The following is a 21,398-nucleotide window of genomic DNA, read 5'->3' as shown; positions in this document are numbered from 1 at the left end:
CTTTTATTTAGCCTCAAAAAACCGTTCAGCAATCTTTAATGATCTAAAGGTAAAGCGTTTTTTGGCACGATGGGAGGAAGTTCTTTTCAAAATATCTTTCAAGGTAGTCAGCACCTTGATGGTATGGGCCCCTTTGTTGAGCATCACACACTCTGCACCTGCACTCAATGCAGCATCCGAAATTTCGGAGCGAGTAGCGATGCCTGACTTATTGAGTGTCTCCAATACTTGGGTAGCCCAAACGACAGGCACATGCGCTGCTTCGCAAATCCAAAGAATTTCTTCCTGAATCTCTGCCATACGCTCAAAACCGATTTCCACCGCTAAGTCCCCACGAGCAATCATCACTCCAAATTCAGGTTCCCGCATCCCTTCAAATAGCAAATCAGGCAAATGTCTCACTGCTTCGGGGGTCTCAATTTTTATAATCAAGCCTGGGATAGTTACTCCAATTCGCAAAAATTCTACACGTAATTCTTGAATATCTGAGGGCTTACGAACAAAAGAATATCCGATCAAATCTGCGTTGGTAGCAATAAAAGGCAGACAAGAGCGGTCAAAATCTGTCAAAGAATCTATATCCAAAATAGTATCTGGGAAATTGATTCCTTTTTCATTTTTTATCTGCGATTTTGGATTGGATACTCGGGTAATGCGCAATCCAACTTTTCCTTTCTTGACTTTTTCGGTCAAGCATCGAATGACTCCATCGTCTAAATACACCCGATCACCTACCCGAATTTTTTCTACTATACCTGCTTCATTGGGGCTGATGACTACCTCTCCCTTAGGAATACCCTCCATAGACTCCGCCATCCAAATCAGTTGCCCTTCCTTCACCTTCACTTTGCCTTTATCCTTTCCTTTACCCAAAAGTCTTGTGCGAATCTTAGGTCCTGCTAAATCCATGTAAATTTTGCAGTCTAGGCCAGTTTCTTCACTCGCCTTTTTAATATGCTGAATCATACTTGACCACACCCGTTTGTCATCATGTGCACAATTGATGCGAGCGATCCCCATGCCTCCCTTCAACAAATTTTTCAGTAAAGCATAATCATCGGCAAAGTGACTGTCAAAGGTGACCATTAATGCGGGAATGTCCGACTCCTTCTTTTTTCCAAAGAGTTTATTGCTCTTTTGCTTGATCAGTACATTACTCAAGGAAAAAGAGACCGCATCAATATCATCATACACTCTACCAAGTCGCTCTTGAATGGATTGCACCTGTCTTAGTACGTGACTTTCCGAACTAGCAATAGAAGAAAGCCCATAAATATGAAGCAAGATCTGTAACTCCCGGATATCAATACTTCTCAAAACAAGATAATGAAGTAAGTTCTTACCGGCATAAAATTGAGAAGGGTGTATTTGCTGAATTAAAGATTCACGTTCGGCGGTAGCCTGATGCATCAACTCTTCAATTTGTTTAAGTTGTGCTTGAATAAAATCCAAATCGTTGGACTCCATAAAAACTGGGTTTATTGAGACCCAAGTTAACCATTAAAAAACGAAGGGAAAAGAAAGCTGTGTTAAGTTTTTCAGTTCAAAACTTAGCAGGATTTTACAAGAATCCTCCATCTCGCAAGTCTAGAATTTTCTAATTTCGAGCTTGCAGAAAATTCATAAAATACAATAAATCTTTACTGATCAAGGCCAACTGAGACTCCAACTGATCCAACATCTCAGACCTGCTTTTGAGCTGATCAGGGCTGTAATTGCCTCCACCCGAAAAAATCAACTGCATGCTTGTCTCATTAAATGTGTAAATCTTAGAAGATATGACCAAATCCAAAGAAGAACTGACCTCCTTCTCTACTTTGGGCATAATCCAACCGAAGAATGGTGGATTGGTTCCAAGCGATTCGCCCACCGATTCCTGGGGCACCTCTAAACTCTGTCAAAGAAACATCCCGAATTCCTTCCCATACGGTACCAAAATCATAGAATGGGGTAATTCCTAAAGCAAAGTGTTGATTGAATGCATTGAAATCATGTAAGCGTGCTCTCATCTCTAGGTTTACCAAGCCCACAGTTGGTGCTAAGAAACGTGCTTCTCTAAACCCTCTTAGCGATCGACCTCCACCTAATACAAGAATGCCTCCCGCTTCGGCCTGAGAAGATAAATCCCACATTTCAATAAAGTTGATCTTTGGACCAAAGATGTGGCCAAAGGCAGCTAAACCAGCGAAGGTTAATCGGTTTCTATCATTCTTCCAACGATGGAATGTATGGATAAACTGCCCTTGAATCATAAACTTGTTGAAGTTGAAATCCGAGCCTAACCAAGGCGCTGAGTATTCATGAGAATATTGTAAGAAAACCCCTTTGCTTGGATCAGGTTCCAAGTCACGGGTATCATAAATCAAGGCAGCAGCTAGCATACTCGTGAATTGCATACGATCTGAAAATCCGGCCAAATTAAACCGATCCCATGTCCCATCATTTTTTTGAATATTGGCCAGCGTAGGTCTTTGAACTGCCTCCACAGCGGTCCCATTGGGTAAAAAAGCCTCCTCAGCAATTTTTCCAGTATAATCCTCAAAGGCTGTAAACAACATCTCATAGCCAAACATAATTCTGAGTTTACCACCCATCTCTACCCGCTCACCCAAGAAATTGAATAATTTCTCACGCTGAATAAACTGATTGAAGTGCGTATCTGTCAAAAAGCCTCCATTAGCGGCAGGAACAGCAATTCTCAAATTATCTTCGTAATCATTCACTCGGTTAAACCTCCTAAGTGAACCGTCAGTACCTCCAGACTTATCCGCAAATGTTAACCTGTTTAAAGACTCTCTACCAATTCCCCAATACTGCGCATTTGGATCTTCCCAAAATACTGCATCTACTCTTAACCTCCACTTAGAGTTGAATACATACGGGACATCTAAATTTAAGGACGCTTTTATTCGCCCATTTTCAAAAACAAATAGCTCAGAGTTTAAACTATAACGATAAGGTGTATAATAGAAGAAAGGATCATCTTTGGTCTTGTTTTGGAAGAAAAAAACATTTCCACCAACTCCAAAGCCACGAATAGGGTCAAACTCAAATCTTGGCAATCCTGTGACAAAAAACCCCTCTTTTTTGTTCAGAATGTCTTCTTTAGACAGTCTTTTTTCTTTTGAAATCTCAAATGGAAGGGAAATGGTATCCAAAATCGCCAAACGGTCGGAATTTTTATGTAAGAGCATTTGCTGCGTGGTCATTTCTGTTTGGGCGTTCGCACGGAAGCTAATTGCTAGAAGCAAAAAGGTAATGATTTTTTTCATGTTGGTTAGTTTTACTTAGGTGAATACTGGAGCAAATGATTGATACCTCCAGCAGGGATGTAGAGATAAAAATCAAAATAAAATGTTCGTAATATGTGGAATTAGGTCCATGATATACCGTTTATTATTTTTACAAAAGTACGGCAAAGCCTCTCCTAAGACTGTTAAAGAGGTATTAAAGAAATATTAGAATTCCATTAGAATGCTAATTACCCCTTAAATTGAGAAGGAAATGAGTGCCTTTCCCAAGCTCTGAATGGACATCTATAGTGCCATCGTGAAGGTCTACAATTTTTTTGACTAGGGTCAATCCTATTCCTGATCCTTTTGAAAAACTCTTATTACTCCCTCTAAAAAATGGATCAAAAATCTTACTAAGTTCTCTCGATGGAATGCCTATACCTTGATCGCTTATTTTCAATTGAATGAGCGAACCACTGACATCTACGCCCACTTGGCAGGATTTTTCTTTAGAAAATTTGCAGGCATTATGGATAAGATTTTTCAATGCTAGAACAAGCAGGTATTCATTCCCTTCTACACTGACTTCTTGCTCTTCGAAGCTTTCCCCAAATTCTATCTCAATTTTAAAATCAGGATTTTCTTGCTGTACTTGTTGACTGGCTTCCAGCAATACTTCATCAATTCTTGTTTCTTTAAACTTTACTTCAGAGCGATCATAATTAGCTTTGGCAAAATCCAACAAATCGCTCGTCAGCTTACTCAACTTATGACTATCCTGCAAGATGTTTTCAATGGTAGTCTGATATTCGGATACATCCCGTTCTTTTTGCAATACCCACTCCAATTCTGTAATCATCGCAGCCAATGGAGTGCGTACCTCATGTGCCACATACGAAACAAACTGTCGCTGTGAATCAAAAGACTTCTCTAACCGCTCCAGTAGTTTATTAAAAGTCTGCGACAACTGATTCAATTCGTCCTGGGTATTGGATTCCTTCAACCTCAGATGAAGGTTAGAGGCAGAAATCATTTCCGCTTCTACTATCATATCAGATACAGGCCTTAATATCCGCTTGGAAAAATAAAACCCTAGTAATACCAACAATACCAAGCCAAGTAAAAGCGAAATGATCATCGTATCCCGTACATTTTGTAGCTTATTGTATCCATAATAATCATAGGCAGCGGAAGTGATGAGGTATTTTTGTCCATCCAACTCATATTCAAAACCTAATACTTGCCAGTTGTCTTGTAAAAATCTGAGCTGCCTACTTTGTCTGATAGCCTCAAACATCTCAGGAGTTTCTTTTACAAAATCAATGTCTACTGCATCGTGGTAAATTAGATTTTCCTGCGAATCGTATATAGCTACCTCCACTTCGTAAAGAATTTCCCTGTTTTTGCGGTAAATGGTCTGTAAGGTCTCCGCATCTAAGGAAGTATCCAACAAAAGATTGGCTTTCGTGATCGCTTCCTTTTCAAGTATTTCATAAAATTCCGACAGGCGGTTTTGGTAGGCAGAAAAATAAATGATGGCCATAAAGACCACTAGAATAAGCACTGTCAGTGCGGTAAACCAAAAAGTTATCCTAGTTTTTAAATTCATAGTTGTTGCAGAATAAAGCCCATACCTGGGCGGGTATGAATAAGCTGGAAATCAAAGGGCTTATCCACTTTCTTTCGAAGATAGTTGATATACACATCAATGATATTCGTGCCGGTATCGAAATTCAGATTCCAGACTTCTTTGGCAATTTCTTCCCTGGAAATGACTCGCTCCGGATGCTTCAAAAAATACTCCAATAAATTGTACTCCTTTGGCGTCAAGGCTAATTCTTCTCCTTTCCGAAAAGCCTTTTTTTTATGAAAATCAAGGGCAAGTTCAGAGTAGACTAATTCGGTGGATTGAGTTACTCTCTCATAAGTAGTACGCTTCAAAAGCGATTTAATACGTGCCACCAATTCCCGCAAATCAAAAGGCTTTACTAAGTAATCATCTGCACCTGCATCAAATCCCTCCAGTTTCTCATCAGTCTTCCCCAAAGCGGTAAGCATAATAATGGGAACTGCACTGCCTGTTGCCCTAATTTTTTTACAAAGATCAAATCCACTACCTCTTGGCAAGATTAAATCTGTAATGACGCAGTCAAATGGTTGACTTTCGTACAGGCGAAAGCCCATTTCTGCATCAAATGCAGCCAACACCTCATAGCCTTCCTCCTCCAAACTTTTTTTGATTACGGAAGAAAGTCTTTCGTCGTCTTCGATTAGAAGTAGCTGTGCCGGCATAGGTAATTACGTTAGTCTTGAAATGATTTTTTCTTCTAGAGGCCATGCTTTGAGTAGCTCTTCTTTTGAAAAGAGCTTAAATTCTGCAAAATCAAAGCCTGGGGAAACCACACAAGAAACCAAGGTAAAGCCTCCCGGAGTATCCACTGTTGACCCAAAAATCAAGCCTCCTTTGACTAGTTGAAAAGGTTGATGCCCCTCGAATTTGGAAGGTCCTAAGGATAGTGTTTGGTAACCATCATCCCCTAAAGTATGAATGGTAATAGGATCTCCTTCATGCCAAAACCAAAGCTCATCACTTTGGATTTGATGAAATTTGGAGCAGTTGTCTGAGGTTAAGAGAAAGTAGATGCTGGTACTTAAACTCCTTTTACCATGAGCAGTGCTAAGCTCTGTTTCGGAGCGATATACTTCCTTGTAGAAGCCTCCTTCAGGATGAGGAATTAGCCCTAATTGGGTCACCAAACGCATCACTTTAGCATTCATGAGTATAGGTCAATTATTTTTGATACAATTCTCTCTGAGGTCTTTCCATCCCAAAGCGGGATCCCTTGGTAGCTTTTCCATTCACCCGCCATCAATTTTTTCAAATAGGGAGCGAGATTTGCAGGATTTGTACCTACCAACTCATTGGTTCCTAGCTCCACAGTTTCAGCTCTCTCTGTATTATCCCGCAGCGTAATGCAAGGGATATTCATGACCGAAGCTTCCTCTGTGATACCTCCGGAATCGGTAATGACACCTTTGGCATTTTTCACCAAGTAGTTGAACTCCAAATACGAAAGGGGTTCTGTCATATGTAGGCGAGGAGAACTAATACCCAACTGCTCCAGGTTTTTGGCCGTACGCGGATGTACTGGAAATACAATCGGTAAATCACCCGTTCCATCCAGGATAGCATCTATCATATGCTTCAACTTTTCTTCTTGGTCCACATTGGCAGGTCTATGCATAGTCATCACGAAATATTTACCTGCTGCAAGCTGATCAAACAATTCACCATCAGGCTTTTTGAATCGTGGCATGTTAGCGATCAAGGTATCGATCATGGTATTCCCCACAAAATGAATAGATGAATCATCGAAACCCAACCTGCGAAGGTTGTTGTTGGCTATTTCTGATGTGGTAAAAAAATGATCTGTGATGGAATCAGTAACCATTCTATTAATTTCCTCTGGCATACTAAGGTCACCGGAGCGGATCCCTCCCTCCACATGGGCCACGTCAATTACCAACTTTTTGGCTGCGATAGAGCAAGACAAAGTAGAAGTTACATCACCTACTACGATCACTAAATCGGGTCTATGGGCAATCAATTCTTTTTCAAAAGCTACCATAATTGCCGCCGTTTGCTCGGCTTGCGTACCTCCACCACCACCAAGGTTAGCATGAGGTTCAGGAATATTCAATTGCTCAAAAAAATCTCCCGACATCTTTTTATCATAATGTTGACCAGTATGAATTAGTCGAAAAGATATATGAAAGCCCGCTTGCTGTTTGGCTTGAATAGCATGCACGATTGGGGCTATTTTCATAAAATTTGGCCTTGCTCCTGCTACTAAAGTTAATTGGATCATGTTTCTTGAAAATGAAATATGAATGCAAATTAATGATAAAAATCACCGATACCCAACCGAACATGAATTAAGCATCTCCTTAGTTTACACTAAAATTAAAAGAATTTTCGTTTCTTTGTGAGTGATTTCGATCATTTGACACGAGCGGAAAGGATTTATGCGGGATATGAACATCCAACCAATGAAATTTAGAATTATCAGTATTTTTAAAATCAGCTTTTTTACGATACTCTTGGGGGTTTTATTGAACTCTTGCCATGGAGATCGATTGGAAAGTCAGGAGCTCGTTTATGACAACGATTTTTCGACCTTGGATCTTGCAGGAATTGTGAATGCCAAATTATTTATATTCCAAGGAGATACCTTGCTGGGCTTTTTTAATAACGAAGAAAGCATTTTAACCCTCAATGACCTTCCTGGACACAATGTAGTAAAAATAGAGGTCGAAGTATTAGCGCACGATAGTTGGGATGGTAATATTGACGATGGGTGGAATGGACCAGATTTCTGGTATATGAAAGTAGATGACACGGAAGTATTCCGGACCACATTTTCCAATACCCCCTGCGAATCCACATTTTGCGTAAGGCAATCCTATCCTGATAACTTTTTACGTCAGCATTTCCCAAAGACCGGAGCTATACAAACGAATCTTCCTGGGCTTTGCTTGTTTGGGGCATTTCCAAACTATACAACGCGTTACAGAATCGTACAGATGGCGCCTCATACAGGGAATAGTATTTCCATCACATTTGGAGATGAACTATTTCAATTTGAAAACCCAAATCCAATTTGTGACGAAAGCTGGTCCATTAATAGAATCAAAGTAACCACCATGGTTGTCATCTAAGGCTATGAAAAATCTTCGTCATTTAATCTTGTGGGTGTTGATTTTGTTCATTGGATTTGCACAGTTCCCCTTATTGCTAGCTCAAACAGTCCCTTTGAATACGCCTGTATTAGAAGAATACATGAGAAGAGCACAGCTTTTGGGAAAGATTGATGGCAAGTCATCCATGGCCATTCGCCCGCTCTTTCCTGTTTCAGCTTTTGATCGCTATACAGGAGTTGATTTGGATAGTACATTTCAGGACTTTGACACATCCATTTTCAATAGAAAATTTATGGACCATGGAAATCAGGCAATTTTGGTCGCCATGCCCATTACCACCCGAACACAATTTAATTCTGAGTATGCTTTTGGATTAAACAATGGGGCAATGATTCCCAACCGAGGATTTCAGCATGTGATTTCGGCAGGGATGTATTTTCAGTACGGAAAATTCAGCTTGCAATTACAACCTGAATTTCATCAAGCCCAAAACCGTGACTTTTTAGGTTTTCCCATTGAGCATCAAGCGACAATTTTGTATTATTATGAGTACCTGAACAGGATTGATATGCCAGAGCGTATGGGAGCAGATCCAATCGCTCGTTTATTACCTGGTCAATCCAGTATTCGGTTCAATACTCATGGCTTCTCCGTGGGAGTGTCTACAGAAAACGTATGGTGGGGACCTGCTAGAAAAAACTCCATCATTTTAAGTAACAATGCTCCAGGATTCACACATCTGACCCTTAATACGACCAAACCTCAAGAAACGCCGATAGGAAGCTTTGAGGGGCAGTTGATTTTGGCCGGTCAGTTGAGAGCATCTGGACATTTACCTCCCCATTCGGACCTATTTATTCAAAACACCAACGTTTTTAGTCCAAAAAGGGAAAATGGCAACAGAAATCTTTCAGGGATCATTTTAAGCTACCAACCTAAATGGGTTCCGGGATTATTTTTAGGATACTCTGCGACCAACAATGTATACTCCGAGGATATGGAAAACCTAGGGGACCATGTTCCTTTTTTCAATGGTCAGAAAGGCTTGAGCAATATGCCAAACCCTATACGGGATAGAAGACAGCAGTTTAGCTCAGGATTTTTTCGTTGGTTGAGTCAAGAGGGGCATTTTGAATTTTATGGAGAGTATGGTACCAATGGGAATAGCCGTCGATTGGCTGACTTCATCGTCACTCCAGAGCGAAATAGAGGGTTTACACTAGGCTTCACCAATCTGATGCCATTGAAGAAAGGAGATAGCTTTCTTCAAATCAGTGCTGAAATGACACAAACTGGGCAGACTATTCGCGAAAGCATACGAAACTTGGACACTTGGTATATTCACGACCATGTAAGACACGGATATACGCACCAAGGGCAAGTGCTTGGATTGGGTTATGGGCCTGCTGCCAATGTCAACTGGATTGAATTGGGTTGGGTGAAAAACTTCAACCGGGTAGCTTTTCAGTTTGAACGGATTGTCTACAACAATGACTTCTACTACTTCCGCTTTGAAGCTTCCAAAGATTGGAGAATTAAATATGTGGACTTAGTGCCGGCATTGGTAGCTGATTGGAGGTTTGGTAACTTATTGGTCAATACACATGTACGCTATGTCAACACCCTCAACTATACCTGGTTTTTAGAAAATCAACCGGACAGCTATTTTGTGCCCGGCCTGGATAGAAACAATTGGGTAGCCACAGTTGGATTAGCTTATATCCTCAAATAGGTTTTTATTTCTTGTTAAATTCAAAGGTCATACCTCCCTGCTTCAAGATCATCGTATCTGAATCAGGTGAGAATTGAAGGGTTAAACTCGCAGGACTAAAGCTGAAAAGGTAGTCTCCCTCATAGGTAAGTGGAAAGGAAGGCTGACCAGTAGCTCTGCCAATTAATTTTCCCCCCTCCAAACATAGTGAGATTTCCAAAGGAAATATCTCAGATGCGTAATCACCTAACAATCGCTCCAGTTCAGACTCAGGAAGGTTTTCTTGATTAAATTCCGGAATGCTAAAATCCTGCCCGAAGTAAGCAGATAGCATAGCAACCGGAGCTAAATTGGTATCATAATCTGCTCCATTACTAGCAAAAGCAACCGCTAACTTTTCCTCTGGAAAATAGGAAAGAACCGAACGAAAGCCATCAATCCCACCTGTATGTCCATAGGATACATACTCTTGGAATGGAATCCTCAGCATTCCTAATCCAAAATTATCTTGGGTAGTCATCATGTTTTCTAATGAACTTGACTGAATTAACTGACCATCAAAAAGTGCGTGAATAAAGATAGTAAGATCTTTCATGTTACTGATAATTGCTCCAGCACCGAGAGGAACTGACATATCTGTTTCTTCGGATAAAGTCCAATCCACATGCATGACATAGGATTTTGCTTGCTTTGCACTCGAATCGATCTTTCCTCCAATTCTGGTACTTTTTAATCCTAAAGGACCTGTAATTTGCTCCTGAAGGAGTTCGGAATAGTCTTTTCCATAAATATCCTCTAGTAGCCAAGTCAATAATACATAATTGGAATTGGAATAATTTGCACGTGCATTGGGCGTAAATTCGGAGCCTTGATTTACCAAGATATCGTACAATTCCGATCTGGTCTTTGGAGTGGTATACCAGGTAAGATACTGTCCACCTTCTGTGAAACTCCGAATCCCACTTCTATGCTGCAATAAGTGCCGAATGCTGATTTGAGCTGCATTCTCGACCTCGGGGAAATAGGCATCAATCGTCGCGTCCAAATCCAGCAATCCATTTTCCATTGCACGTAAAATCAGAACAGCAGTAAACATTTTACTGATAGAACCTATTCTAAACTCTGTATCTATCACATTTTTAATTTCTGATTCCATATCGGCGTATCCAAATGCATATTGGTACAGAATATCTCCATCTTGTACCATCATAACAGCTCCCATCATTTTCTCCGCATTGACTAACGCATCAAAATAGTTATTGAGCTTCTCTTGGTCTAGCGACTGTCCATACGATGTGACAGTCAAAACCATACACATTACAAGTAAACCAAAATATTTCATAGTCATTAGGTTTTATACTCCCACTGGATTCAGGTCCACTGGGAGTATAAATATACATTAATCTAATCTACTTCTTTCTTCTGAACTACCAGAACGATTGGCGATTCTGAAATTTTCACCTTGCGCAAACTTGTATCGAAGTGTAAATCTCACGCCTTGGGTATGTCTGTATTGTCTAAATTGAGTGTCAATGTTGTCAAATTGCACATTGGCTCGGATTATTTGTGAGGCAAACAAGTCTGTACCATTGACAGTCAAACTGAGTTTTTCTTTCATGAAATTCTTGGAAATACCTGCATCCACCCAAGCAAAACCTTTGATAGTTGCTTGTCCATACTGCGCAGGACTGATATACATCCCCACTATCTCTGCTTTAAAACCAGCTGGTAATGTGAGGTTATGTTGGGTACGGAAGGTCAGGGAGGTCTGTGCTACGTCTAGCAAAGCATCTCCAATCATGGACTTCCATCGGGAATTAGTCACCTGCAACATGTGGTTGGAATTCCACCACTTGGCTATTTCCACAGGAATCATTGTTCGGAAATTGAAGTTTTGGGCCTTATCTAAGTTGCTCGTAAATGTAGTGGTCGTTCTTGTTTCTTCATCTTGGGTAAAGATTTGCTGAAACACATCATTGGTCAAAGAATAACTCAAGGTAAACTGATATGCATTTTTAATTACATGATTCATTTCCAAGTTATGAGCAAACTGAGGACGAAGGTTTGGATTTCCTTGTTCTGTTGTCAATGGATCGATGTAGAACACAAAAGGATTCAATAGTCGATAATTTGGTCTTGCTATTCTTCTGTTAGCATTGTAAATGATTTGATAGTCTTTGCTGATGGCTTGCTGAACCGATACGCTTGGGAATAAGCTGAGGTAATTTTGCTTATCCACTCGATCCAATGTTAAAGAGGTACCTGTAATATCCGAATACTCCGCTCTCAAGCCAGCATTGAACGAAACTTTTTCAGAGAATTTGCTCCTGTAATTGGCATAAGCTGCCAATACATTTTCTTCATAAATAAACTGATTGCTATTAGGGTCCGGCGTAAATGGTTCTTCCTCTACCGCTTTTGCCAAGGCCAACTTATTGTCCGACTGTACCCAGCTACCTTTAATCCCGGTCTCCAATATCCTGCCTTGTCCAAAGGGTTTGGTGAAATCAACTTTAGCAGTGATAATTCTGTAATCCATGTCATTCAAAGTACTGATAAAGTCTCTGGAAAGATTAATTGGTTCATTGATCCAATTAAAGTTACTTAATAATCCTTCCGAATTGGAACGCATACGGGTAAAGTCAATGTCTGAGGTAATTTTGGTTCCCAAAGAATCCAAAATGCCAACATAGTGCAGATTTCCAAAAAGACGTTTGTTTTGTGAGTTTTCATTGTTTTCTGAGCGGATAAAGAACATATCTTCCGAACCGGGATTGTCAATGGCTGTAAATGAGTCTCCAAAATTACTTCCATTGTTTTGCGAAGCCTGTACACTCGCTCCTATGCTATGGTTTTCATTGATCTGATAATCCGAACCACCTGTGAAAAAGTAACTTTTATTGCGCATGGTAATCAAACTTTCCTGATCAAATCGAGAGACTCCTTGGTCCAATTGAAAGTTACGGGTAATATTGAGTTCATTCACGAAATTGAATTGAGAATGATTAAAGCTGGCATTATTGGTCCATTTTCCCTTTTTTACATTGACAGATACGCCAGCATTGGGGCTATATAATCCATTATACATGCCACCCACATTGACATTACCAAACATCCCGTCAATGTTATTTTTTTTCAGACGGATATTGATGACACCCGCAGTACCTTCTGCATCAAAACGAGCAGATGGGTTGTTGATGATTTCAATGCTTTTGATATTATCCGCAGGCATAGAGCGCAAAAAATTCGCTAGATCCGTGGAAGACATGTACGTAGGTCTATCATTGATCATAACAGTCACACCCGGTCTTCCATTCAAGTTGATGGTATTATTTTCATCAATATAGACACCTGGGGAACGGCCTATCACATCGAGTGCTGTATTCCCTTCGGCAAGTACTGTACCTTCTACATTAACAGTGGTCTTGTCCGCTTCAATAAGAATTTCAGGCCTCGAGGCTTTTACTGTTACTTCCTGCAATGTACCAGTCTCTTCCTTTATTTGGATGGTCTCGAAGGACTTGACAACACCTGGATCCAAATCAAAAACATCAGATCTGTATGTTTCATAACCTATGGAAGATATCACCAGAATCATCCTTCCCGCATTGACCGACTCTATTTCAAAAGTACCATCATCCTTCGTGATGTTTCCGGTCAGTAAAGACCCCGTGGCATGGTCCACCAAAGCTACATTGGCAAAAGGAATAGCCTGACCTTTATCATCTATAACTTTGCCTGTAATGGTAGAAAGCTCGCTGGCAGCTAGGTTACTCAAACCTAAAAAAAAGAGGAGTAGCGTGGCGAAAATCGATTGAAAGGCATTCATAATAATTGTTGGTTTAGATTGTTGTCTTGTACCAACAGATTAGAAAATCGGATGCCAAACTACCAAAACGCCTCTTATGAGCCAAAAACAAGCTTTTTTAAACTTGTACCAATAAAAACTGTACACAATCGAACAAAAATATTGTACGCTTTGGATACAAAAAAAGCCTCGATACGAATACCAAGGCTTTAAAATTCTTTCTAAGGAAGATTATTTAGCAGCAGTAAATCTTTTGCTTACTTCTTCCCAATTCACAAGATTCCAGAAAGCACCTACGTAATCCGGTCTTCTGTTTTGATAGTTCAAATAATACGCGTGCTCCCATACATCCAATCCAAGAATTGGCGTACCTTTTACATCGGCCACATCCATTAAAGGATTATCTTGATTAGGAGTAGAACTCACAACCAATTCTCCATTCGCAACAGACAACCAAGCCCAGCCTGAACCGAACCTTGTTGCAGCAGCTTTATTGAATTCTTCTTTGAAAGCATCAAAAGAACCAAACTTCGCATCGATAGCAGCTGCTAGGTCTCCAGAAGGATTACCACCACCAGTTGGAGAAAGAATTTCCCAAAAAAGTGTGTGGTTGAAATGACCACCGCCATTGTTTCTTACAGCTGCATTAGATCCAGCTACTGTCATCAACTCTTCCAAAGATTTGCCTTCCATATCTGTGCCGGCAATTGCATTGTTTAAGTTGGTAACATAAGCATTGTGGTGCTTACCATGGTGGATTTCCATTGTCTTTGCATCTATATGCGGCTCAAGCGCATTGAAGTCATACGGTAATTTTGGAAGTTCAAATGCCATAAATTAGTAGAGTTTAGGTTAAAACGGAATTAAAAAGCTATATAAGCTACACACAATCAACTTAACAAACTTTTAAAAAGTTCGATTTCCTCCAAAAAAGAGTAGACTTTCTCGATTCCTTTACAAAAGGATCTAAAAAAGCCGACAATCCAATACCAATCCATTGAACCATTTTTATTTTAATTGGTGTTATCAAAACACAAAGAAACTTTAGGGGTGCCACTATGGCTGAGATCAAACCCTTTGAACCTGATACGGATCATACCGACGAAGGAAAAAGTTAATTCCAAAGACAAGTGCACGTTGCTGTCTAGACTTTTGCCTGCTCCTTTTGTTTCTGCCCAGTAATACACTTTTAAAAGAAAAAAATCATGCAACAAATTAGTGCCTTAATCTCCAACTTAAAAACCCAATCTCCACTTGTTCAGAGTATTACCAATTATGTAGTAATGAACAATACGGCAAATGCGCTTTTAGCTGCGGGAGCTTCCCCAATTATGGCCCATGCCCACTCCGAGGTAAAGGATATGCTCTCTATTGTCGGAGCATTGGTAATCAACATAGGAACCTTGGATGAGTATTGGTATGAAAGCATGCTAATGGCTGCAGCACATGCCCATGCTACTCAAAAACCTTGGGTGCTAGACCCCGTTGGCGCGGGTGCTACTCCTTATAGAAATGAGCTATTGACTGAGTTGCTCGCTTACAAGCCCAATGTCATTAGAGGAAATGCCTCTGAAATCATGTCTTTGGCCAGTGTAAACATTCAAAGCAAAGGTGTTGATAGCACAAACTCTTCGGATGAAGCGTTAGATGCGGGTATACAGCTATCCCAACAAACGGGTGCAGTCGTGGTAATTTCAGGACAAGTTGATTACATAATCGATGGAACACGCATTGCCCAAGTCAAAAACGGTAACCCTATGATGGCCAAAGTAACTGGAATGGGCTGTACAGCATCAGCGTTAACTGGAGCAATGATTGCCCTTGAGAAGGATTACTTTTTAGCAAGTACAGCTGCTATGGTACTTATGGGAATTGCTGGTGATATAGCATCTGAAAAAGCAGAAGGACCAGGCACTCTTCAGCTCTATTTTTATGATGCCTTATATAATCTAACTGCGGAGATGGTTGAGGAACGAATGATTGTGGAATATCGATGACCACATCCATATTTCCATATAGACTCTATTTGGTGACAGATGAAGCATTGTGCCTTGGAAAGGATTTTTTTTGGGTAATAGAAGAGGCGTTGAAAGGTGGGGTTGATATAGTCCAAATCCGAGAAAAGTCACTTTCAACAGAGGCCTTCGCAAGAAAAGCTGAAAAATTAAAGGTTATTTGCGATAAATTTCAAGTCCCTTTAATCGTGAACGACTCAGTCGAAGTAGCGAAGATAGTAGATGCACAAGGGCTTCATATAGGTCAGGAAGATGCCACTATAGCCCAAGTAAAATCAATCTTAGGCCATAATAAAATCTTGGGACTTTCTCTGGAAAGTATGGAAGATCTAACGAACCCACACTGTGAAGAGGCTTGGTATTATGGCATCAGCCCCATCTATGCCACACCTACCAAGTTAGACACCAAAACCGAGTGGGGTTTACATGGATTGGCTCATGTACGAAAAGCTACTGCAAAATCATTGGTTGCGATAGGCAGAGTAACCCTGGAAAACGCCTCCACTATCATCAGCCATGGTGCCGATGCCTTAGCTGTAGTCTCGGGAATATGCAGTGCTTCAAGTCCTGCACATGCAGCGGAAGCTTATCGAAAAAAAATCGAAGAGGGATTAAAAGAGCAATTATGGTAAAAAATTACATAGCCGTTCTCAGCATTGCAGGTTCCGACAGTGGTGGTGGCGCAGGTATTCAGGCGGACCTCAAAACTTTTGCGGCTTTGGGATGCTATGGCATGACGGTCATCACAGCTACCACGGCACAAAATACGCAAGGAGTGAGGGATATTTTTCCCATTCCAGCTTCACATATTGAAGCACAATTGATGGCAGTGCTGGAGGACATTCCTCCCAAAGCCATCAAAATAGGCATGGTCAACCAACCGGAAGTTGTGGAGATCCTTGCCAAAACATTGAAAAAATACCCACATATTCCCATTGTATTTGACCCAGTCATGGTCGCTACTTCAGGAGATCGACTAATCGCCGAGGGTACCGTAGCACTTATCAAAGAATTGCTATTCCCATTGGCAACGCTAATTACTCCAAACCTAGATGAAGCAGCAGTACTGACAGGATACAAGGTTGACTCGGTGGAAAAAATGCATCAGGCAGGCAAGGATATCCTTTCTATGCAATGTAATGCAGTTTTGATCAAAGGTGGACATCTCCATACCCCTAGGATTCAAGATATCCTTTACCAACAACAGAAATCCGAGCAAGTTTATACAAGCACCTATATCCAAACCAATAATCTACATGGTACAGGATGTACACTTTCTTCTGCAATAGCAGCTGAACTAGCAAAAGACAATTCTCTTCAAAACGCAGTTGAAAAAGCTAGAGTTTATATTCAAGGAGCCTTGGAAGCTGGCAAAGACGTTAAAACTGGGCAAGGAAACGGACCGTTAAATCATTTTTATAACCCTGAAAAACAGATTATTCATGAAATGGAGTGAAAAAGCTTGGGAGCGAATAACACCCATCTACACCAAAATAGTGGAAATGCCTTTCAATCAAGAGTTGAAGAATGGCACTCTTCCAGTTGAAAAGTTTAAGTTTTACATGGCGCAGGATGCTTACTATTTGGGAGAATTTGGGAGAGCACTGAGCACTATTGCCGGTAGGATGGAGAAAATGGAACATATCTTGGATTTTTCCCAATTTGCAGCTGGGGCCATCGTGGTAGAAAGAGCACTTCATGAAAGTTATTTCAAAACCCTTGGCATTCCAGACCTTATAAAACCCAGTCCAAGCTGCCTGCTTTACACCAATTACTTACTAAAAGAGGCAAAGTATGCGGATGTAGCAGTAGCAGTCGCCGCTATACTTCCTTGTTTCTGGATATATAAAAAAGTGGGGGATCATATTTATCATCAACAATACGAGATTGAAAATAACCCTTACAAAAATTGGATTGATACGTATGCTGGTGAAGAATTTGCAGCATCTGTACACAAGGCTATTGATATTACAGACGAATTGGCATCAGAAGTAGGCTCAAAAACCCAAGAAGACATGTACAATGCCTTTGAAATGGCTAGTCGCTTGGAATGGATGTTTTGGGACAGTGCTTATCGCTTAGAGGAATGGCCGGTTTAGCCGGCATTTCTTTTACTATTTTTGGCTTATCAAAAATCAGAAGCGCTTACTTCCGTAAGTTTTTGAAAAAAGTGTCCAATAAATCTTTAGACTCTTGGGCTAAGATCCCTGAATTTACCTTTGTCTTGGGATGCAAAATGGATTTTTCTAGTTGAGAATATCCCCGTTTAGGGTCAGTTGCCGCAAAGTTAATTTCACCAATTTGTGACCAAAAAAGCGCCCCTCCACACATGACACAAGGCTCTAATGTAACAAACAACCTACACTCGGTAAGGTATTTTGCTCCTAAAGCATTGGAGGCCGCTGTAATGGCTAACACCTCCGCATGGGCAGTGACATCAGTTAACTTCTCAGTTTGATTGTAGGCGCGTGCAATGATCTTGTTTCTGCATACAATTACAGCACCGACGGGTATCTCTCCTTCCTCAAAAGCAATCTTTGCTTGCTTGAGAGCTTCATTCATATAAAACTCATCACTCTGATATTCCATACCCAAAAATAGAAAAGGCTCCCGTCAATATAAGAGCCTTTTGATGATGATTTATTTAAAATCTGAACAAATCTATAAATTCTTTACGTACTCCTTCGTTGATGATCAGTGTCAGGATTAACGATACCAACAATCCAAGAGAAGCCTTTAAAATATCTTTTCTAGCTAAGGTATACGCTCTGAAGATTCTCGCTTTCCTTTTTTTCAACTTGGGAGATTTGGCATAAGCAATGGCTAACTCTCTACCACCCAACAAACCTATAAACACCCAAGTGGTACTCATCGGGATATTGCTTGCCATCTTGAAGTAGAATAAGATAATAGCATATACGAAATCTACTAAGGTAGCAGCCCGGACATCTGTAACTCTAGTTTTTTCATTGACAATAGACTGAATTCTATCCCCCTTCATGTAAAATAAGAATCCTAGCCCAATGAAAATAAATCCAGCATAGCCAATAAACTCATAGATATTCAATTGCCTTGGTAAAAAAACCGCAATATTAGCTGCATCCTGCATGATCCATACAGACCACAAAATACCAGAAGTAAACCATTGAAGGATGTACCAAAAGGGTTTGGCTTCACCCTTTAGAAAGCTCTTTACGAATCGTTCTACGATAAACCAAACAATGATAGCAATGCCAAAAGCCAAGAGGTATCCCAAAAAGCTTTTTTTCATCACATCGATGATGGTTCCACCTTTGTATGTAAATACATTTAAAAGTAAGAAAGTGGTAGAGACAGGCATACGCATACGCGTCATGACTAAGAGCACAATTGGCGCTGCTAATTGCAAAAACACAAAGCTTTCAGGTGCTTTGTCCAATCCCGGAACTTGCAAACGCTGATACGACACATCTCCGTCAAATACTATCCAACTATACGTAACGGTGGCTACAAAAATCAATCCCATAAACAACCACAACCAATACCATTTACGCTGCTGATTGGAAGCTATAAACGTCCCAATAGTTTGAATACTATCATTTGCAATCGCTGAATAAGCCGCTAAGGCAAATCCAAACCACATGGCAACATATGTATTTTGGGTGATGATTCCTGCAAAAGATACAAGAATACAGATAACAATGAGGAAAGTCTTTTCCCGCTTGGTAAAATCAAAAAGTGAGTAGGACACTTTAGATAATGCATCCTGATTAATGTTTTGATCGATTTTCTTGGCCATTATTGAGCTTAAGAAGGTACACTTCGACGCAAAGTTAGCGAAGATTCTTTGGTAGGCATATTAATTTATTGTTAAGTAATGCATAATCTTTTTCTAGACCAGTTCCAATCAAAGTTTAACCCATGAATTCTAATCGGTCAAAATCAAAGATTTAGCCTTTCATTCTAAAGAATTTGGCCAATACAGTGGGCGTACCTACGCTAATGTTAACAAAATCTTCACATGAAAAGTCCGCCTGTTAAATCCATAGGTATTTATTTTGCGTTCAATTTACACATCCTTGAGGCGAAGGCGCCTACCACATACATGTCCCATTCAGTCGGAACAGAATCTGTACGAAGTAAAGTTTTTAAAATAGGTATCCTATTTTTAGGCTTATTGCTTTTTATTTTTTCGATCGATATGCTTTCTGTTTCCATGACTAAGTTAAATTCTGACTTAGCGAATGAAATTTTTCAAGCTACCAATAATCCTTTTGTTGGTCTTTTTGTGGGCTTGCTGATAACAGCTATGGTCCAAAGCAGCTCCACCGTCACTGCCATGATTGTAGCAGTAGTAGCCTCGGGAAGCATTAGTTTACAACAGGCAGTGCCCATGGTAATGGGTGCAAACATAGGAACAACTATCACTAGTACCTTGGTTGCTTTTTCATACATTATGAAAAAGAATGAATTTAAAAAGGCTCTTTCAGCAGGTGTGCTTCATGATGTTTTCAATATTTTGACTGTCTTAATTCTTTTCCCATTAGAAGTATATTTTGGCTTTCTAAGTTCGGCAGCATCATTTCTGACACATGCTTTATTTGAAAACAACACAAAATACGCATCTGATTACGCTTACAATGTGGTATTTACACGCCCACTGTCCTTGTGGCTATCAGAATTGATAGGATCTCCAGTGTTTACCCTTTTGTTCAGCGTAGTTTTGGTTTTCATTGCTATCAAATTTCTCTCCGACACTGTATTCAAATCTTATATTTCAACAAACTACAATAAGGTAAGCAAGTTTATCTTTAAGCAACCTTTCTGGGCTTTCTTTTACGGTGTTTTCTTCACTGCTGCGGTACAGTCAAGCACAGTTACCACCTCTTTGATCGTGCCGGCAGTAGCCAATAGAAAAGTGTCGCTGTTAAAGGCATTCCCTTTTATCATTGGAGCAAATATAGGAACCACCATCACTGCAGCAATTGCAGCACTCTATAAAAACGAGGCCGCTATTGCATTGGCAATGATGCACTTTTTATTCAACATTATTGGAGCATTGATATTCTTACCCTTTACTCCCTTACGCAATATTCCGGTACGTATTTCAACTTACATAGGCACGGAATCTGTAAAGACGCGATTCATTGGATTTGCTTACATTCTATTTACCTTTTTTATCATCCCTTTTTTATTGATTTATTTTAACCAAGATGAAAGCGTGACCAATATGGGTTGGTATACACCCAAAGAAGAGCAGGTGATGCAAAATACATCTGAATCTTCTATTCCAGTTGTGCAGCTTCCATAAGCTGTACTCCTGAACTCGTCCCTATTCTATCCGCACCTGCCTGAATTAATTTTACTGCTTGTTCATAGGTTTTGATACCGCCGCTAGCCTTGATCCCAACATTGCTTGGGAGATTTTCTCTCATCAGCTTAATATACTTTTCCTTAGCCCCTTCCGGTGCAAAACCTGTAGAGGTCTTGACAAAGTCAACACCAGCTTCCGCACAAATTTTACATGCTTGAATAATTTCCTCATCACTCAAATAGGCCGTTTCAATAATCACTTTCAAAATCCGTTCATGTTCATGACAAAGCTGGGCAACTTTAGCCAATTCAATTTTTGGCCAATTCATCCCAGCTTTGAAGGCCGTTAATGACCACACAATGTCGATCTCATCTGCTCCATTTTTAATAGCAAGCTCTGTTTCGAAAACCTTGGTTTCAGTCATATTATAGCCTAAAGGAAATCCAACTACGGTTACTAATTGGATAGGCGCATCTCCAATTTCCCTTTTAGCTTTTTTCACCCAAAAAGGAGGAACACAGATTCCTACAAACGCATGTTTTTTTGCTTCGGCTACCAATTGTTCAATGTCTGCATCTACGAGTGTGGCGCGTAAGACCGTTTGCTCTATATATCGGTTTAGGTTTTTCATAATTTT

The 21,398-nt window shown here is 40.2% G+C and carries 20 protein-coding genes and 1 riboswitch; of the genes, 7 read left to right on the top strand and 13 right to left on the bottom strand.

Translation table 11 applies throughout. From position 1 onward, the window contains the following. Positions 1-3 precede the first annotated feature (3 nt). The 7 genes from IPZ59_RS06175 to wecB form a co-directional block, all read right to left on the bottom strand. Positions 4-1,467 (bottom strand): pyruvate kinase, encoded by a 1,464-nt coding sequence (locus tag IPZ59_RS06175; protein ID WP_236139006.1) that lies wholly within the window; start codon positions 1,465-1,467, stop codon positions 4-6. 130 nt (positions 1,468-1,597) lie between these two features. After that, the gene (locus IPZ59_RS06170) at positions 1,598-1,744 is read right to left on the bottom strand and encodes a hypothetical protein (protein WP_236139005.1); all 147 of its coding nucleotides are present in this window, start codon (positions 1,742-1,744) and stop codon (positions 1,598-1,600) included. Positions 1,745-1,769: 25 nt separating this feature from the next. Further along, positions 1,770-3,272 (bottom strand): Omp85 family outer membrane protein, encoded by a 1,503-nt coding sequence (gene omp85, locus IPZ59_RS06165; protein ID WP_236139004.1) that lies wholly within the window; start codon positions 3,270-3,272, stop codon positions 1,770-1,772. 205 nt (positions 3,273-3,477) lie between these two features. Next, positions 3,478-4,842, bottom strand: a complete 1,365-nt coding sequence (locus IPZ59_RS06160) for a HAMP domain-containing sensor histidine kinase (protein ID WP_236139003.1) — start codon at positions 4,840-4,842, stop codon at positions 3,478-3,480. Next, positions 4,839-5,525 carry a response regulator transcription factor gene (locus IPZ59_RS06155; protein ID WP_236139002.1) on the bottom strand — a complete coding sequence of 229 codons (687 nt, stop codon included), beginning with the start codon at positions 5,523-5,525 and terminating at the stop codon, positions 4,839-4,841. Before IPZ59_RS06155 ends, IPZ59_RS06160 begins: the two co-directional genes overlap by 4 nt. A 6-nt stretch (positions 5,526-5,531) precedes the next feature. Then, positions 5,532-6,011 carry a cupin domain-containing protein gene (locus IPZ59_RS06150; protein ID WP_236139001.1) on the bottom strand — a complete coding sequence of 160 codons (480 nt, stop codon included), beginning with the start codon at positions 6,009-6,011 and terminating at the stop codon, positions 5,532-5,534. Next, positions 6,008-7,102: a non-hydrolyzing UDP-N-acetylglucosamine 2-epimerase gene (gene wecB / locus IPZ59_RS06145; RefSeq protein WP_236139000.1), complete on the bottom strand. Its 1,095-nt coding sequence runs from the start codon at positions 7,100-7,102 to the stop codon at positions 6,008-6,010. Before wecB ends, IPZ59_RS06150 begins: the two co-directional genes overlap by 4 nt. Before the next feature lie 181 nt (positions 7,103-7,283). Here wecB and IPZ59_RS06140 point away from each other — a divergent pair, with 181 nt between their 5' ends. Both IPZ59_RS06140 and IPZ59_RS06135 read left to right on the top strand, forming a co-directional pair. Then, positions 7,284-7,952: a hypothetical protein gene (locus IPZ59_RS06140; RefSeq protein WP_236138999.1), complete on the top strand. Its 669-nt coding sequence runs from the start codon at positions 7,284-7,286 to the stop codon at positions 7,950-7,952. Positions 7,953-7,956: 4 nt separating this feature from the next. Continuing rightward, positions 7,957-9,666, top strand: coding sequence for a capsule assembly Wzi family protein (locus IPZ59_RS06135; RefSeq protein WP_236138998.1), 1,710 nt, complete (start codon positions 7,957-7,959; stop codon positions 9,664-9,666). A 4-nt stretch (positions 9,667-9,670) separates the two neighbouring features. Here the strand turns inward: IPZ59_RS06135 and IPZ59_RS06130 are convergent, their stop codons facing one another. The 3 genes from IPZ59_RS06130 to IPZ59_RS06120 form a co-directional block, all read right to left on the bottom strand. Then, positions 9,671-10,987, bottom strand: coding sequence for a serine hydrolase domain-containing protein (locus IPZ59_RS06130; protein ID WP_236138997.1), 1,317 nt, complete (start codon positions 10,985-10,987; stop codon positions 9,671-9,673). A gap of 57 nt (positions 10,988-11,044) precedes the next feature. Next, positions 11,045-13,474, bottom strand: a complete 2,430-nt coding sequence (locus IPZ59_RS06125; RefSeq protein ID WP_236138996.1) for a TonB-dependent receptor — start codon at positions 13,472-13,474, stop codon at positions 11,045-11,047. A gap of 210 nt (positions 13,475-13,684) precedes the next feature. After that, positions 13,685-14,287 (bottom strand): superoxide dismutase, encoded by a 603-nt coding sequence (locus IPZ59_RS06120; RefSeq protein ID WP_236138995.1) that lies wholly within the window; start codon positions 14,285-14,287, stop codon positions 13,685-13,687. A gap of 202 nt (positions 14,288-14,489) precedes the next feature. After that, positions 14,490-14,580, top strand: a riboswitch (TPP riboswitch). Positions 14,581-14,658: 78 nt separating this feature from the next. Between IPZ59_RS06120 and thiM the strand changes: the two genes are divergently transcribed. Genes thiM through tenA form a run of 4 tightly spaced genes read left to right on the top strand, consistent with a single transcriptional unit; the run spans position 14,659 to position 17,567 of the window. Then, on the top strand, positions 14,659-15,450 hold the full coding sequence (gene thiM / locus IPZ59_RS06115) for a hydroxyethylthiazole kinase (RefSeq protein ID WP_236138994.1): 792 nt from the start codon (positions 14,659-14,661) through the stop codon (positions 15,448-15,450). Further along, positions 15,447-16,100 (top strand): thiamine phosphate synthase, encoded by a 654-nt coding sequence (thiE, locus tag IPZ59_RS06110; protein ID WP_236138993.1) that lies wholly within the window; start codon positions 15,447-15,449, stop codon positions 16,098-16,100. Before thiM ends, thiE begins: the two co-directional genes overlap by 4 nt. Then, positions 16,094-16,924, top strand: coding sequence for a bifunctional hydroxymethylpyrimidine kinase/phosphomethylpyrimidine kinase (gene thiD / locus IPZ59_RS06105; RefSeq protein WP_236138992.1), 831 nt, complete (start codon positions 16,094-16,096; stop codon positions 16,922-16,924). The genes thiE and thiD overlap by 7 nt, the downstream gene beginning before the upstream one ends. Continuing rightward, a complete protein-coding gene (gene tenA, locus IPZ59_RS06100; RefSeq protein WP_236138991.1) occupies positions 16,911-17,567 on the top strand; it encodes a thiaminase II in 657 nt (218 codons plus the stop codon). The genes thiD and tenA overlap by 14 nt, the downstream gene beginning before the upstream one ends. 46 nt (positions 17,568-17,613) lie before the next feature. Here the strand turns inward: tenA and IPZ59_RS06095 are convergent, their stop codons facing one another. Continuing rightward, entirely contained in the window at positions 17,614-18,057 is a 444-nt protein-coding gene (locus IPZ59_RS06095; protein WP_236138990.1) for a nucleoside deaminase, read from the bottom strand. Between the two features lie 55 nt (positions 18,058-18,112). Further along, the gene (locus IPZ59_RS06090) at positions 18,113-19,246 is read right to left on the bottom strand and encodes a hypothetical protein (protein ID WP_236138989.1); all 1,134 of its coding nucleotides are present in this window, start codon (positions 19,244-19,246) and stop codon (positions 18,113-18,115) included. Between the two features lie 306 nt (positions 19,247-19,552). Between IPZ59_RS06090 and IPZ59_RS06085 the strand changes: the two genes are divergently transcribed. After that, positions 19,553-20,758 (top strand): Na/Pi symporter, encoded by a 1,206-nt coding sequence (locus tag IPZ59_RS06085; RefSeq protein ID WP_394800738.1) that lies wholly within the window; start codon positions 19,553-19,555, stop codon positions 20,756-20,758. Here IPZ59_RS06085 and deoC read toward each other — a convergent pair. Then, complete coding sequence (deoC, locus tag IPZ59_RS06080; protein WP_236138987.1) at positions 20,733-21,392, bottom strand: deoxyribose-phosphate aldolase; 660 nt, start codon at positions 21,390-21,392, stop codon at positions 20,733-20,735. The genes IPZ59_RS06085 and deoC overlap by 26 nt on opposite strands. Positions 21,393-21,398 lie beyond the last annotated feature (6 nt).

This window comes from Mongoliitalea daihaiensis, assembly GCF_021596945.1.
Classification (GTDB): Bacteria; Bacteroidota; Bacteroidia; order Cytophagales; family Cyclobacteriaceae; genus Mongoliitalea; species Mongoliitalea daihaiensis.
The sequence above is the reverse complement of the archived record's forward strand: the minus strand, read 5'-3'. Positions and strand labels throughout refer to the sequence as shown.